Here is a 15,063-nt window from a genome sequence, read left to right on the forward strand (position 1 = left end):
ATTTAAAATGACAACACAACGATCAATTTCCGATATACGCACGGCTACTCCCAACAATGTTGGTGATGGCTTTATTGGGTTGAATGCATTTCACCCACAAGGATCACGGCCCTACAGTCCATTTCTGCTTCTGGATCATCATGGCCCTATGCAGGTAAAGCCTTCCGAACGTCCAAAGGGAGTCGATCAACATCCGCATCGGGGTTTTGAAACCGTCACTATTGTTTATGAAGGGGCTTTAGAACACCGTGACTCGGCCGGAAACCACGGAAAACTTTTTGCGGGTGATGTCCAATGGATGACGGCTGCCGCTGGTATTATTCACGAAGAAAAACACGAGCGTGCCTTTTCCCGGCAAGGCGGCCAACTGGATTTTGTGCAGTTATGGGTCAACTTACCAGCGCAATACAAAATGAATCCGCCCAGGTACCAGGATATTGCCGCCACAAAAATTCCAGTGGTCACATTGCCTGGTGGAGGTCAATTGCGAGTGATTGCGGGCGACCTAGCAGGTTTACAAGGCCCGGCCAGCACATTTAGCCCTATCGTTGTAGCTGATCTGCGGCTGAATAAGGGCCAAACCGAAACAATAACGATTCCACAGTCGTATGCCTTGATGGTGTACGTATTGAGTGGTTCTGCTACCCTCAATACAACGGCCATGGAGCGAGGGCAGATTGCCCTGCTAAATCAGGATGGCGACCGTATTTCTCTTTCGGCGGAAGAGGACACAAAACTGCTGATCCTGGCCGGAGAGCCCATCCGGGAGCCCTTGGCCGTATATGGACCCTTTGTGATGAACACGCGTGAAGAAATTCTGGAAGCGTTTGAAGACTTTCAGGCCGGACGCATGGGTGTGTTGCAGTAGGCCAGGTATCGATAAAAACAGGCAAGGGTCATCAGAAATGGTCAGGAGTTGCCGAGGATTAGCAGGGATTGAACAATCGCTTGACTATACTTGCCCCCCTGACCATTTCCGACTTCTATTCTATAAATCCTTAATATTCCCGAAACCAATCACATCCCGATATACGGGATTGTCGCGCAGTTCTGTAGCCCGCATTAGTTTATCGGCACCGAATTTTGTTTTCAGTTCATACAGTGTTTTGCGCAGGGTAGCTTTGCGCGTATCGTTCTCGAATAAGCTAAGCGGTACAACTTCGGCGGGAATGAACCGAAAAACAGCCACGCACATACTCCGCAAATGTTCGTTCAGAACGGGTTCGCACCGATGGGTAGCCTGAAATGTATCCAACCGTTCGCGTATAATCCGATAGAGTTCGGGGCCATCCTGCTTGGGTTCCGGAAAATGCACTTCGTAATTGTAGGTCTTGCCCGAATGATACCGACAGGAGAATGATAAATCCTGACAGAATAACTCTTTGTGAACCATCCGCCGTTCGAGCGTTAAGCAAAGCGATTGCAGAAGTTCATCCAGTCGTTCGGGCGAGCATCGTTGATCGGCCGAGATCGTGCGCATGGCCGACATACTTTTATTTTCCTGGGCCGTATCAAAATCAACCTCTCCGCCAAAATTAAGCCGTAAGTGCCAGTGCCACCCCACAATACTCCGACATACAGCCCGCAGGTGTTCTGGTTTGGCATAGCGTAAATCGATTGGCGTATGAACACCACCTGCCTGCAAGCGAGCCGCCATCCGTTGTCCGATTCCCGGCAAGTCGGTTAAGGTAAGCGAACGCAGTACATCGTCGATGGTTTCGGGCGTAATAAGGGTCATACCATCAGGTTTTTGAATATCAGAAGCGAGTTTTGCCAGAAACACATTGGGGGCGATACCAATGGAGCAGCGAAGCCAATCCCCTACTTTTTCGCGTATGGCCTGCTTGATCGCTAAAGCCGTTTGCCGTACATCTTTATACACCAGTTGGTAGTTTGTCAAATCCACCACGGCCTCGTCGATACTTTTGGGCACCACATCGTCTGAAAACTGCCGAAGCACGTCGATAATCTTGACATGAAATTCACGGTATCGATTGGGATGCGTTTCGATGGGTACTAAATCCGGGCAAAGTACGATGGCTTCGTCCAGCCGCATTCCGGTTTTCACTCCACGTAATTTGGCCTCAATCGATGGAGCAATTACACAACCATGCCGCCCTGTGTATACGCACACACCTACCGGCCGACCACGCAACCAGTAATTTACCTGTTGCTCGCAGGAGGCAAAAAAGCTGTTCATGTCAACAAAAAGCACTGTTGGCAGCGTGTGTGTGCCCAATCGGTTCCGTTTCATTAATTTTTGGGTCGAAAAGTGGCTTTTAGTAATAGCATACGTCTATATTTGTAGTATGATTTTTATAATACAAGTGCAATATATTTTAGTTATATTATAAAAATCAACGATCCAGACTACTATACCCAAAAAATTGTTCAAAAAAATTAGCAGTATCGTGACAATTCAGGACAGACTAAAACAGGTTTTCGACGCCTTAGGTATAACAATCTATCAGATTTCTAAGGAGTTAGGTGAAAACCCTTCTAAATTTTATAATATTCTGAACGGTCGTGCAAAACCGTCGTACGATACGATTATGAGTTTGCTGACCTGCTATCCGCAAATCAGCTCTGACTTTCTGATTCGGGGAAAATTGCCGGTATTGAATGTTCCCGAAACTAATGTTCGGTTATTTACATCCGACGACGATACCCTTGAAGTACCCTTCATTCCCGTAAAGTTTTACGCCAGCTTTGTAGAAAGCTATGCCGATGGAATCAACGGGACGGATATGGAAACATTCCGGGTTCGGAAAGCGGTTATGAAAAACCAGAAGCAGGCTGTAGTGCTCGAAATTTCGGGCAATAGTATGAGCCCGCAACTAATCCATGGAGCCAAAGTTCTGGCCGTTCCGGTCAGTGACAGCAACTGGGAGTACCAGTCGGGGGGCGTCTATGCAGTGATGTACCGAGATTATTTCGTCGTTAAACGCATTCGGGACAACGAACTCCTGACTCGTAAATACCTCACGCTCCATTCCGACAACCCCAACGGGGGTAACGTGACGGTTCCCTTACAGGATATTCGGGGCATCTGGAAAATCGTCTCAATCGTAGAAGCTCCTGTTGAATAAAAAATCAGAAATAAGTCAGGGTGGTCAAGTAGGGTCAGACAATTGATTTTCGATGTCTGACCCTACTTGACCACCCTGACCATTACCTGACCACCCTGACCATTACCTGACCACTTTATCAACATCCTTCTGGTGCGCCCACATGTCCTGGAAAATAATACTGTTCTGCTGAAGTTCTGAGAACGTACCTTCGCCCACAATACGGCCATCCTGCATGATGTAGATATAATCGAACAGGGGCAGTAAATGAAGCCGATGCAGAGTCGATACGACCGCCTTATCTGAAAACACCCGCAGAAGCTCCCGATAAATCTGGAGTTCCGTTTTGGGATCTACGCTGCTCGTCGGTTCATCCAGCAATACAATACCACTAGTCCGGGCGGCTAATACACCACGTGCCAATGCCAGTCGCTGCCGTTGCCCACCCGATAAGTTCACGCCTTTTTCCTGAATATTCGTTTCCAGTCCATTGGGTAGCCGACGTATCACTTCATCAAAACGAGCCACCCGGCAAACCTCTCGTATATCTTCCTCTTCAAAAGGTAAACCAAGAGTAATGTTATAGGCAATTGTGTTCTCAAAAATCTCGGGTTCTTGCGGAAAGAGGGTCACCGTATTCGCAACGGCATTCAAATCAGCGTAAACTACCCCATCAACCCGAACCGACACCCCCGGCTCGGGTTGGTATAAGCCACGTAATAGAGTCAATAAGGTGCTTTTGCCTGAGCCGCTTTCGCCAATGAAGGCAATCCGCCTACCTCGCCCCAAACGAATGGCCAGTTCATTCAGATGAACGATTTTTTGAGTGCTTCCTGCCGGACGGCTGTGCGAGAAACTGAGCCCAGCCATGTCGATGTTATTCCAGCCCTCGGGCAGGTTTTCATTTTCAGGCCGTTCGTAACGCGTATACGCTTCCGTAATAGACCGTACCGTCTGCACATCGGTATTGTACTGGACAATTTGCGTATACTGCCAGGCAATGTCGTTGAACACGCTGGTAAATTGGTTCACATAACCCAGCAGAGTTACCAATCCTCCTACCAGAAACACCTTGCCCGGTACATAATGCTGATATACATAACCTGTGGCCAATACGACATAGATAAGCCCAACCAGCATCGAGGCCACAAACCATTTCCACTCATTGATTTTCACCTGCCGGATAAATGGGGGGAAAACAGCCGCTATTTTATGCAGTAAACTATCCTGAATCCGTTGTTCCAGCCGAAGGGTAATGACCGTAATAATGTTGGACAGACTGTCGAATAACGTCGATGAAACAACGTGCTCCCGCTCATTGGTCTCGTCCAGGGCAATGATGAAGGGTCGGTCGAAACGGAGAATAACCCAAATTGTCAATACGCCCAGACCTACACCAATCAGGCCAAAGGCGGGCGAAAAATAGAGCATAGCCCCAAACGAAAAGACAAATTTGGCCAGAGCCTGCAAATACATAAACCCATCCTGAAAAAACGTCTTCAGCGCATCATAAGCCTTACGGATTCGATTGATGGTTGCTCCGCTGTGGTGATCCTTATGCCATCCAACAGGTAAATGCAGGGTTTTGTGGAACAACTCATCCAGAAAATTTCGACTCAGGTTAAACGCCAGCCGTCGCTCCATAACGCGTGCGGGGCCATGAAAAACCCATTCCAGCACCTCCAGGCCTATATACCCTCCCGCATACAACCAGCCCAGTCTAAGAATAGATGTGCCTTGCTGCTGAAGCTCACCGATAAACCAACCAAATAACAAAGGCCGCAGAGCCGCTACGGCATTGGCCAGTATGAACAGACAATACACCAGCACATACTGCCGCTTTTCGTGCCGGGCATACGTCCAGGCGGTGCGTAGTAAGGCGATATAGGGATTTTGCATACACTGATTTATGACGGACCAACGCAAATTTATTTACAGCAACCTTTTAGTCACATCACCTACCGATTAATAGATATATGCCGCCTTGGTCAGCCAACATCTGACCTAAGTACATCGTATCCGTCTACTTGTTTGTATCCATTACCTGAAAAATAAATTATTTATCATTCCGGTAACTTTTAATGTACTCCAACATCGGTGAATTTACGCAAAGCTCCTGCCTGGACCAACGAATTTCTATTTTCGTATGGCTCGTTTGATCGTATTCCAGATTCTGTTTTTGACCGTATCAACAAGGACCTAACCAAGCTTCTGTCGCCCAATCCACTTGTCAGCATTGTTGTTCCAGCCTGGAACGAGGAGGTAACCATTTTGAGTTGCATAGCATCGCTGGCTAAACAAAAAACCAGCCATCCGCTTGAGATTCTGGTCGTGAACAACAACTCGACCGATCAAACGCAAAAAACACTGGACAAACTCCAGGTAAGAAAAGTCTTTCAACCCATTCCAGGTTGGGGTCCGGCCCGACAGGCAGGCCTTGAGCAGGCCCGTGGCAAATACATACTCACAGCCGACTCCGACGGGCTCTACCCACCCAGCTGGGTAGATGAAATGATGGCCGTTCTGCAACAACCAGGAATTGCCTGTATTTATGGCCGATACGCCTACCTTCCATCTCCAGGCTTTTCGCGGTTAAAACTTTCGCTGCTGGAAACCATGAAAGACATTCTTGCCGAAGTGCGGCACATCAAACGCCCTCATCTGAATGCCTATGGGATTAGTACCGGCTATTTGCGTGAACAGGCGTTATCGGTCGGGTATGTCATGCACAAAATTCGGGGCGAAGATGGGCGTATGTGTTTCGACCTAATGCAGTATGGCCAGGTGAAGCAGGTCAGATCGGCTAAAGCTCGTGTATGGACAAAGACACGGAGCCTGACTAAAGATGGCGGTTTTGGTAATGTGCTGTGGCAGCGCGTCAGGAATGAGCTTCGCCGATTGAACATTCTGTTTGTAAAGCAGGCTCCTCACGACACCAAGACTTCAACAAACGACCACTAGTCTGGTCAGCCGCACATCCGTTTACGACACACGCTGTTCATTAAATTACGATCATTTTTTGGCCTCTTCATCTCAGGAGGCTGTTTTCTCTAAATATAAGCTATAAGACGAGGCTTACACTTTGATTTCTAATTGAAATTCAGTAATTTTGCGTCCTGATTTGTAAAAGGGCTACCTGCGTTAGTCAGTGAAAGCTCTTCCTTCGAGTTTAGAAAAACATAACTTTCAGTATAACAAGCTAATGGCTCGCGATTTAAATTTCACGAGAAACATCGGTATCGCTGCCCACATCGATGCGGGTAAGACAACCACCACCGAGCGGATTCTGTATTACGCCGGGGTAAGCCACAAAATTGGTGAGGTACACGATGGTGCTGCTACCATGGACTGGATGGAGCAGGAACAGGAGCGGGGTATCACCATCACGTCGGCTGCTACCACTGTCGATTGGACCTACCGCGACCAGAAGTACCATATCAACATCATCGATACGCCAGGTCACGTTGACTTCACGGTTGAAGTAAACCGATCGTTGCGTGTACTCGATGGGCTGGTGTTCCTCTTCAGCGCCGTTGATGGCGTAGAACCACAGTCAGAAACCAACTGGCGTCTGGCTAACAATTATCATGTAGCTCGTCTGGGCTTCGTGAACAAAATGGACCGTTCGGGAGCTGACTTCCTGAATGTCTGCAAGCAGGTGAAAGAAATGCTGGGCAGCTATGCTGTTCCTCTTCAATTACCAATCGGAGAAGAAGACAACTTCAAAGGCGTAGTTGACCTGGTTAACTTCCGGGGTATCGTCTGGAATGAAGCGGATAAAGGCATGACCTTCCAGGTTGTTCCCATCCCGGATGATATGCTCGAGGAGGCAACCGAATGGCGTGAAAAACTGCTCGAAGCCGTAGCCGAATTCGACGATCACCTCATGGAGAAATACTTTGAGGATCCCGATTCGATCACCGAAGCGGAGATGCTGGCTGCTCTTCGGAAGGCAACCATCGCTATGAAGATCGTTCCGATGCTTTGTGGCTCGTCTTTCAAAAATAAAGGGGTACAAACCATGCTCGACTACGTGATGGCTTTGCTGCCTTCGCCGTTGGACAAGGAGAGCATTAAAGGTACCAATCCGAACACAGGCGAAGAGATTTCGCGGAAGCCTTCAACCTCGGAGCCTTTCTCTGCACTGGCGTTCAAGATTGCAACCGACCCGTATGTAGGCCGTCTGTGTTTCGTACGTTCCTATTCGGGTATACTGGAATCTGGTTCTTATGTCCTGAACAACCGTTCGGGCAGCAAAGAGCGGATCTCGCGGATTTTCCAGATGCACGCCAACAAGCAGAACCAGATCGAACGTCTGGAAGCAGGCGACATCGGTGCTGTCGTTGGATTTAAAGACATCAAAACAGGCGATACCCTGTCGGATGAGAAGAACCCAATCGTTCTGGAATCGATGGTGTTCCCCGATCCAGTTATTGGTTACGCTATCGAGCCGAAGAAAACGGCCGATCAGGACAACTTCTCGAAAGCAATTGGCAAGTTGATCGAAGAAGACCCAACCCTGAAAGTGGAGTCGAACGAAGAAACCGGCCAGACCATTATCCGGGGTATGGGTGAACTTCACCTCGAAATCATCATCGACCGGATGCGTCGTGAGTTCAAGGTAGAAGTAAACCAGGGTGCTCCTCAGGTGGCTTACAAAGAGAAGCTGACCAAAAACGTTGAGCACCGTGAAGTGTATAAGAAGCAGACGGGTGGTCGTGGTAAGTTTGCCGACATCGTGTTCGAACTAGGGCCTCGCGATCCAGAAGAAGATGGTTCGGTTAAGCCAGGTTTGCAATTCGAGAATGGTATCGTTGGTGGTGTAATTCCTCGCGAATTCATTCAGCCAGTTGCCAAAGGTTTCGAAGAATCACTGAAGAATGGCCCGCTGGCTGGCTTCCCGCTCGAAAGCATGAAAGTCCGGTTGTTCCATGGTTCGTACCACGACGTTGACTCCGATTCGCTGTCGTTCGAAATGGCGGCTCGTTTAGGTTTCCGTGAAGCAGCTCGTCAGGCAGGTCCGAAACTGCTTGAGCCCATCATGGCCGTTGAAGTACTGACTCCCGAAGAATATACGGGACCAATCACAGGTGACCTCAACCGTCGTCGGGGTGTGATGAAAGGTATGGATACGAAAGCCGGATCGCAGGTGATCAAAGCCGATGTTCCTCTGTCGGAATTGTTCGGTTATGTAACCGATTTGCGTACGATGTCGTCAGGTCGTGCTACGGCTAACCTGACCTTCTCGCACTACGAAGTCGTTCCACAGAACATTTCGGATGCTGTAGTAGCTAAAGAAAAAGGTACCGTGAAGGCGTAAGCCTTACTAGATATTGGGCAATGAGCCACCTGGCTTGTTGCCCATTTTTTGTGTCGTCGGAGTAAATGGTTCTTTCGGCGTACACGTTTCACTTAATGAACCACAACACAATGAGCCAAAAAATTCGCATTAAGCTGAAGTCGTTCGACCACATGCTGGTTGACAAGTCGGCAGAAAAAATCGTGAAAGCGGTTAAATCGACGGGCGCTGTTGTCAGCGGTCCCATCCCCCTGCCAACCAACAAAGAAATCTATACGGTGCTTCGGTCGCCCCACGTGAACAAAAAGGCGCGTGAGCAATTCCAGCTTTGCACCTATAAGCGGTTAGTTGATATCTATAGCAGCAGTGCTAAAACGGTTGACGCGCTGATGAAGCTTGAACTTCCTAGTGGTGTTGACGTAGAAATCAAAGTCTAACGAATTTCAGTAAAAGGCTTTGTGCCGCTTCTTCGAACGAATTTTGTTCAGAAGGAGCGGCATTTTTTATTCGTTAACGCATCCACTACCAGCCGACTAGTGACTAGTGTTGCCGACAGAAAACCATACGCAAGAAACTTCACCACGATCTACCCTTTATCCGAATTATAAGACTCATCTGCCTGTTATTTTTGTATCTTGTAGGAATACAGTGAACAACAGAACAGGAATATTCCATTCGTTATGGTAAACGTGATACAGCTACTGCCCGACTCGATTGCCAACCAAATTGCGGCTGGCGAAGTTGTGCAGCGGCCCGCTTCGGTGGTAAAAGAGTTGCTTGAAAACTCGGTCGATGCCAAAGCGAAATCAGTACAAGTGATTATCCGTGAAGCAGGCCGTAATCTGATCCAGATTGTAGATGATGGTGTAGGCATGACCGAAACCGATGCCCGAATGAGTTTCGAACGGCATGCTACGTCTAAAATTCGTTCATCCGACGATCTGTTCCGTATTCGGACCATGGGCTTTCGGGGTGAAGCTCTTGCTTCGATTGCTGCGGTTGCTCAGGTCGAAATGCGGACCCGCCGGGCAGAGGACGAATTAGGCACTCTCATTCGGATTGAAGGCTCGGATATAAAAGCCCAGGAGCCGATCACCTGCCTGCCAGGAACCAACCTCCTTATTAAAAATTTATTTTTTAACGTACCCGCCCGGCGTAATTTCCTGAAGTCGAATTCAGTGGAAATGCGTCATATTATCGACGAGTTTCAGCATGTGGCGCTGGCCAACCCCGAAGTAGCCTTTTCCCTGTTTCATAACGATCAGGAGATTTACAACTTGCCTGCCGGGAAACTAAGCCGCCGAATTGTGGATATGTTTGGCAAGAGCTACCGCGAACAGTTGAACTCCTGCGAGGAAAAAACCCCTTACGTAACCGTCCACGGCTACATTGGCAAGCCAGAATCGGCTAAAAAGGCGCGGAATGAGCAGTTCTTCTTTGTCAATAATCGATACATCAAGCACAACTATTTACATCATGCGGTTATAGGTGCTTACGAAGGTACACTGCCTGAAGGCAGCCATCCGTTCTACGTGTTGTTTATCGAGATTGATCCATCCCATATCGACATCAATATCCACCCAACCAAAACAGAGATTAAATTCGATGACGAGCGATCGGTATATGCCATTATGATGGCTGCGGTTCGAAAAGCGGTGGGCTTATATAATCTGGCCCCTTCTCTCGACTTTGATTCCGATGTCAACTTTCTGACTGGCGTTTCCGCCAATCAATCGAAACCGTCTGCTAAAGGTGACCTGGAAACGTCTGTCCCCGTTTCGAAAGCCTCTACATCCGAGTCAATAGCGCCCCGTCCCATTAGCCCTTCCTGGGCAACGGGAACGAGCCAGCCCGTTAAAGAGCGAAGCTCACGACGAGATGACTCGCTGGACTCAGCCGCCGGTAGTAGTTTTAATCTGCCCTCAAAGCCTATAGCCCGTCCATCGGTCAACAACTGGCAAACCCTGTACGACGGGGTAGCCGACCCGGAAAAAACGGAGAGTCCTTCAACCACACCTGGAGACTGGTTAGGCCCAGTACGTTCTACGAATCCGCCAATAGGCCAATCCATTCCTGAAAATGAACCCATAACCCTTGGCAGCCGGGCCAACCAATTACAGGTAGGTTTATCCGCATCGGAAAAAGACAGCCCGGTACTGGTTGAAGATGAGAGCATTGTTCAACTCCAGAATCGTTACCTTTTAGCACCTATCAAGTCAGGAGTAATGCTCATTGACCAACGTAGAGCCTATGAACGAATTCTGTACGACCAATTTCACACGGCACTGACCAAACAAAATGGGTCCTCTCAGCAGTTATTATTTCCAAAGACCATTACGCTGACCCCCGTTGATTTTCAACTGGCTCTCGATCTGAAGCAGGACCTGACAAACCTTGGTTTCGAATTTGACGAATTAGGTGCCAATACGTTTGTCATTCGGGGAATACCAGCCCTGACCATGGGCGAGAACGAAGAAGAATTGTTTGCTAATTTACTAGCGCAACTTCGGGCCGATACGGGCCGGTTGAAATTAGATAAAATAGAATCTATGGCACGATCATTGGCCCGACGGTCAGCGATGCACCGCGCCACGCGCCTAAGTGCAACCGAATGCCGTGCTTTAGTAAACCAATTATTCGCATCAACAAACCCAAGTTATACCCCCACGGGCGAACCGATTACGGTTGTGCTTACGTTGGATAAAATTGCTGGCCTCTTGCGCTGATTATTAAGTTAATCAGTATAAATTAGTTGATATAAAATGTTTAATCTTACTCCAGTAGTTCGTACGCTGTTAATACTAAACGTATTGGTCTTTCTGGTGACGAATGATGCTATTATTGAGCAGTTTGGTCTTCATTCGTTTCTGTCGGACCGATTCAATCCGATTCAGTTACTGACCCATATGTTTTTGCATGGGGGCTTTAATCATATTTTCAGCAATATGATCGGATTAATTGTTTTCGGGCCGATGCTGGAAAATTTTTGGGGCCCACGCCGGTTTACGTTCTTTTACTTTTTTTGCGGGCTGGGTTCGGCGTTGCTATTTTCTGGAGTAAACTATTTTGAGATGCACGACGTATATATGTCGGTTGAGGCATATCGGGCAGCTCCTGGTTTTGATAATTTTTCGGCTTTTGTTGATCAGCACGCCATGTCATACTACGATCAGCTAGAGCCATTTATTGATAAATTTAAAAGCTTTCCTAACGATAGTAAACTGCTTCAGATGAGCGTTTCTTACGTCAATCAGATCTTTACACGTCAGGTCGACGAGCCAATGGTTGGGGCGTCAGGTGCAATTTTTGGAGTAATAATGGGTTTTGGACTATTGTTTCCGAACACTCAGCTTTTTTTATTGTTTCCACCTATACCGATTAAAGCAAAGTATCTCGTTATCTTTTACGGAGCCTTTGAACTTTACTCGGGTATTTATCGGGCGCAGGCCGACAACGTTGCTCACTTCGCTCACATTGGCGGTATGCTGTTTGCATTTATTCTGGTAAAATACTGGGGCTCCCAGCGCAAAACGTTTTATTAGTGATGAGCGGGTTATTCGACGACTTTCGAAGCGAATTCAATAAGCCCAACAATACGTTGGTGCAATTGATCTTAATTAACACGGTAGTGTTTCTGGTACTCCTGTTGGCCAGAGTAGGTTTACAGGTGGCCGAACATGGCGATGTCTATGATCTCATTCGTGATCAACTCACAATGCCGGGCCAGGTCAACGCGTTTCTGCATAAGCCCTGGACACTTTTCACCTACTTTTTTACGCATGAGGATATTTTCCATGTTCTGTACAACATGCTCTTTTTATACTGGTTTGGCCGGTTGATTGATGAGTATCTGGGCAATCGACGGTTGATCGGTTTATACATTATGGGTGGTCTGGCCGGTGGGTTACTCTTTCTGGCGATGTTCAACCTGGTTCCTTATTTTCAGGCCAGGGCGGGCTTACCACTGCTGGGGGCATCAGCGGCTGCTTTTTCAGTGGCAGTTGGCGCGGCTACGTTGCTACCGAACTACACCTTTCACCTGCTGTTTTTTGGACCTGTTCGTATCAAATACATCGTTTTCTTCTTCATTGTACTATCCATAGCCCAGTCGGCCGGTGATAATGCGGGTGGCAACCTGGCCCATTTGGGCGGTGCCTTAATGGGTTTCGCATACGTTAAACTGTTACAGAATGGCACGGATTTAGGCCGCCCTATCTATTGGGTTGCCGATGGCTGGAGCAATCTGTTTAAACCTAAACCAGCCGTAAAAGTATCGTATCGGCAACGTAGCAGCGCCAGCGCTCAAACGAGTTCATACATGTCGTCGGGGAGTACTTCCTCCACGATGTCGGTTCCCGATCAGGATGAAGTCGATATGATTCTGGATAAAATTTCACGGTCAGGTTATGAAAGTTTAACGCGCGAAGAGAAGCAAAAACTCTTCCGGGCCAGTCAGCGGAACTAGTTTTTATCCACCTTATTTTGCCAGCTCATTTACTTCCTATCCTTTCTTTCTAAAATCTAAGCGCCTGCTTTCTCCGTATACATCCACAGAGATACAGAGGCTTAGATTTTTTATAGTTGTTAAAAAATGTATTAGCTTCGTTGCAGAATACAGTTAGCAATCCACCCACAGAACATTCTTTTCTGTATAAGTGTTGTGTAAGACAGACGTTTATCTGCTATTATCATGTTGATTACCCCTGGCAGTCTTCTGGCCACTATCAATACTCCCGACGATCTTCGTAAACTCGATAAATCTCGCTTACCTCAGGTTGCCGACGAACTCCGCCAGTTTATAATTGATGATGTTTCCGTATACGGCGGCCATTTTGGAGCCAGCCTCGGCGTAGTGGAACTGACCGTAGCGCTCCACTATGTGTTCAATACGCCCGACGATCAACTGGTGTGGGATGTGGGCCACCAGGCATATGGACACAAAATTCTGACTGGTCGGCGGGATGTATTTCATACCAATCGGTTCTACAAAGGCATTTCCGGGTTCCCTAAACGGAAAGAAAGCCCTTACGACTCATTTGGTGTAGGCCATTCCTCAACATCGATCTCGGCAGCTTTGGGCATGGCCGTGGCTTCACAGCTTCAGGGCTATACACAACGAAACCATATTGCGGTAATTGGTGATGGGGCCATGACCGCCGGTGAAGCCTTTGAAGGTATGAACCATGCCGGGGCAACCGACAGTAATCTGCTGATCGTGCTGAACGACAATTGCATGAGTATAGACCCCAACGTGGGCGCTCTGCGCGAATACCTGACCGACATTACCACCTCACAAACCTACAACAAGGTAAAAGATGAGATCTGGAATTTGTTGGGCAAAATGGACAAGCTTGGCAAAACGGCACAGGAACTGGTTTCGCAGGTCCAGTCGGGAATTAAAAGTTCACTGTTGGAGCAGAGCAACCTTTTCGAGTCGTTACACCTGCGCTATTTTGGGCCTATAGATGGCCACGACATTGATCATCTGGTTAGCGTTTTAAGCGATTTAAAACAAATTCCAGGGCCTAAGTTGCTGCACATCCTGACGGTAAAAGGCAAAGGCTACGGACCAGCCGAAAAAGATCAGACAAAATGGCATGCCCCCGGCCTGTTCGATAAAGTAACGGGAGTTATTCAGAAGAAAGTTTACGATACACCACAGCCTCCAAAATATCAGGATGTTTTCGGCCACACACTGGTTGAACTGGCCGAGCAAAACCCGCGTATTGTAGGGGTTACCCCGGCCATGCCATCAGGCTCCTCCATGAACATCATGATGAAGGCAATGCCCAAGCGTGCCTTTGATGTGGGGATTGCCGAACAGCATGCCGTGACCTTCTCAGCCGGGATGGCTACGCAGGGTGAAGTTGTGTTCTGCAACATTTACTCAACCTTCATGCAACGGGCCTACGATCAGGTCATTCACGACGTCTGTATTCAGGAGCTACCCGTTGTTTTCTGTCTGGACCGGGCTGGTTTTGCCGGGGCCGATGGTCCTACGCATCATGGCGCCTACGATCTGGCCTATATGCGTTGCGTACCAAACATGATTGTAGCGGCTCCGATGAATGAACAGGAGTTGCGGAATATGATGTTTACGGCCCAATCGGATGAAGTCCAGCAAGGCAAACGTGCTTTTACCATTCGTTACCCTCGGGGCGAAGGGGTTATGCCCAACTGGCGAACCCCGCTCGAAAAACAAGAGATCGGAAAAGGTCGCCTGATTGCCGATGGCGAAGAGGTAGCTATTCTGACCATCGGTCACATTGGCAACTACGCCGTACAGGCATCCGAGCTATTGGCCAAAGAGGGTATTCGACCTGCCCTCTTCGATATGCGCTACGTCAAACCACTTGACGAAGCCTTGCTCCATCAGATTTTTAGCCGTTTCGACCGGGTACTGACGGTAGAGGATGGATGCCTGATGGGTGGTTTTGGAAGCGCAGTGCTCGAATTTATGGCCAACAATGATTATTCGGCTCGTGTAAAACGGTTGGGTATTCCGGATGAGGTGATCGAACACGGCGAACAAATTGAACTTCACCGAGAGTGCGGCTTTGACCCACAAGGTATTGCCAATGCTGTTCGCGAATTACTCTTTACCGGCCGTACCATAGCGGTCTAGTTTTAAAAGAGCGAAAGAGTGAATGCGTGAAAGAGCGAACCTGTCCGGCAGGAATAATCGACCGGAAGGCA

Annotated in this window: 11 protein-coding genes; 9 read left to right on the top strand and 2 right to left on the bottom strand. The window is 48.2% G+C overall.

Translation table 11 applies throughout. The features are described from left to right. Positions 1-7 precede the first annotated feature (7 nt). The gene (locus B153_RS0109220) at positions 8-868 is read left to right on the top strand and encodes a pirin family protein (RefSeq protein WP_020596411.1); all 861 of its coding nucleotides are present in this window, start codon (positions 8-10) and stop codon (positions 866-868) included. Positions 869-988: 120 nt separating this feature from the next. Here B153_RS0109220 and B153_RS0109225 read toward each other — a convergent pair whose 3' ends face one another. Next, positions 989-2,254, bottom strand: a complete 1,266-nt coding sequence (locus tag B153_RS0109225; protein ID WP_020596412.1) for a DNA polymerase Y family protein — start codon at positions 2,252-2,254, stop codon at positions 989-991. 298 nt (positions 2,255-2,552) lie between these two features. On the opposite strand from B153_RS0109225, the gene B153_RS0109230 reads away from it, so the two are divergent. Further along, positions 2,553-3,089, top strand: coding sequence for a S24 family peptidase (locus tag B153_RS0109230; protein ID WP_245564856.1), 537 nt, complete (start codon positions 2,553-2,555; stop codon positions 3,087-3,089). 102 nt (positions 3,090-3,191) lie between these two features. On the opposite strand, the gene B153_RS0109235 is transcribed toward B153_RS0109230, so the two are convergent. Further along, positions 3,192-4,967: an ABC transporter ATP-binding protein gene (locus B153_RS0109235; protein WP_020596414.1), complete on the bottom strand. Its 1,776-nt coding sequence runs from the start codon at positions 4,965-4,967 to the stop codon at positions 3,192-3,194. Between the two features lie 198 nt (positions 4,968-5,165). Here B153_RS0109235 and B153_RS0109240 point away from each other — a divergent pair, with 198 nt between their 5' ends. The 7 genes from B153_RS0109240 to dxs all read left to right on the top strand — a co-directional run bounded on the left by B153_RS0109240 (position 5,166) and on the right by dxs (position 14,992). After that, positions 5,166-6,029 carry a glycosyltransferase family 2 protein gene (locus B153_RS0109240; protein WP_020596415.1) on the top strand — a complete coding sequence of 288 codons (864 nt, stop codon included), beginning with the start codon at positions 5,166-5,168 and terminating at the stop codon, positions 6,027-6,029. Positions 6,030-6,270: 241 nt separating this feature from the next. Next, on the top strand, positions 6,271-8,388 hold the full coding sequence (fusA, locus tag B153_RS0109245) for an elongation factor G (protein WP_020596416.1): 2,118 nt from the start codon (positions 6,271-6,273) through the stop codon (positions 8,386-8,388). Between the two features lie 110 nt (positions 8,389-8,498). Continuing rightward, complete coding sequence (gene rpsJ / locus B153_RS0109250; protein ID WP_020596417.1) at positions 8,499-8,804, top strand: 30S ribosomal protein S10; 306 nt, start codon at positions 8,499-8,501, stop codon at positions 8,802-8,804. A gap of 243 nt (positions 8,805-9,047) precedes the next feature. After that, a complete protein-coding gene (gene mutL / locus B153_RS0109255) occupies positions 9,048-11,093 on the top strand; it encodes a DNA mismatch repair endonuclease MutL (protein WP_020596418.1) in 2,046 nt (681 codons plus the stop codon). A 36-nt stretch (positions 11,094-11,129) separates the two neighbouring features. Next, positions 11,130-11,909, top strand: coding sequence for a rhomboid family intramembrane serine protease (locus B153_RS0109260; protein ID WP_020596419.1), 780 nt, complete (start codon positions 11,130-11,132; stop codon positions 11,907-11,909). 2 nt (positions 11,910-11,911) lie between these two features. Then, positions 11,912-12,832, top strand: a complete 921-nt coding sequence (locus B153_RS0109265; protein ID WP_020596420.1) for a rhomboid family intramembrane serine protease — start codon at positions 11,912-11,914, stop codon at positions 12,830-12,832. Positions 12,833-13,057: 225 nt separating this feature from the next. Then, on the top strand, positions 13,058-14,992 hold the full coding sequence (gene dxs / locus B153_RS0109270; protein ID WP_020596421.1) for a 1-deoxy-D-xylulose-5-phosphate synthase: 1,935 nt from the start codon (positions 13,058-13,060) through the stop codon (positions 14,990-14,992). The last annotated feature ends 71 nt before the right edge of the window (positions 14,993-15,063 follow it).

The organism is Spirosoma panaciterrae DSM 21099 (assembly GCF_000374025.1).
GTDB classification, from domain to species: Bacteria; Bacteroidota; Bacteroidia; order Cytophagales; family Spirosomataceae; genus Spirosoma; species Spirosoma panaciterrae.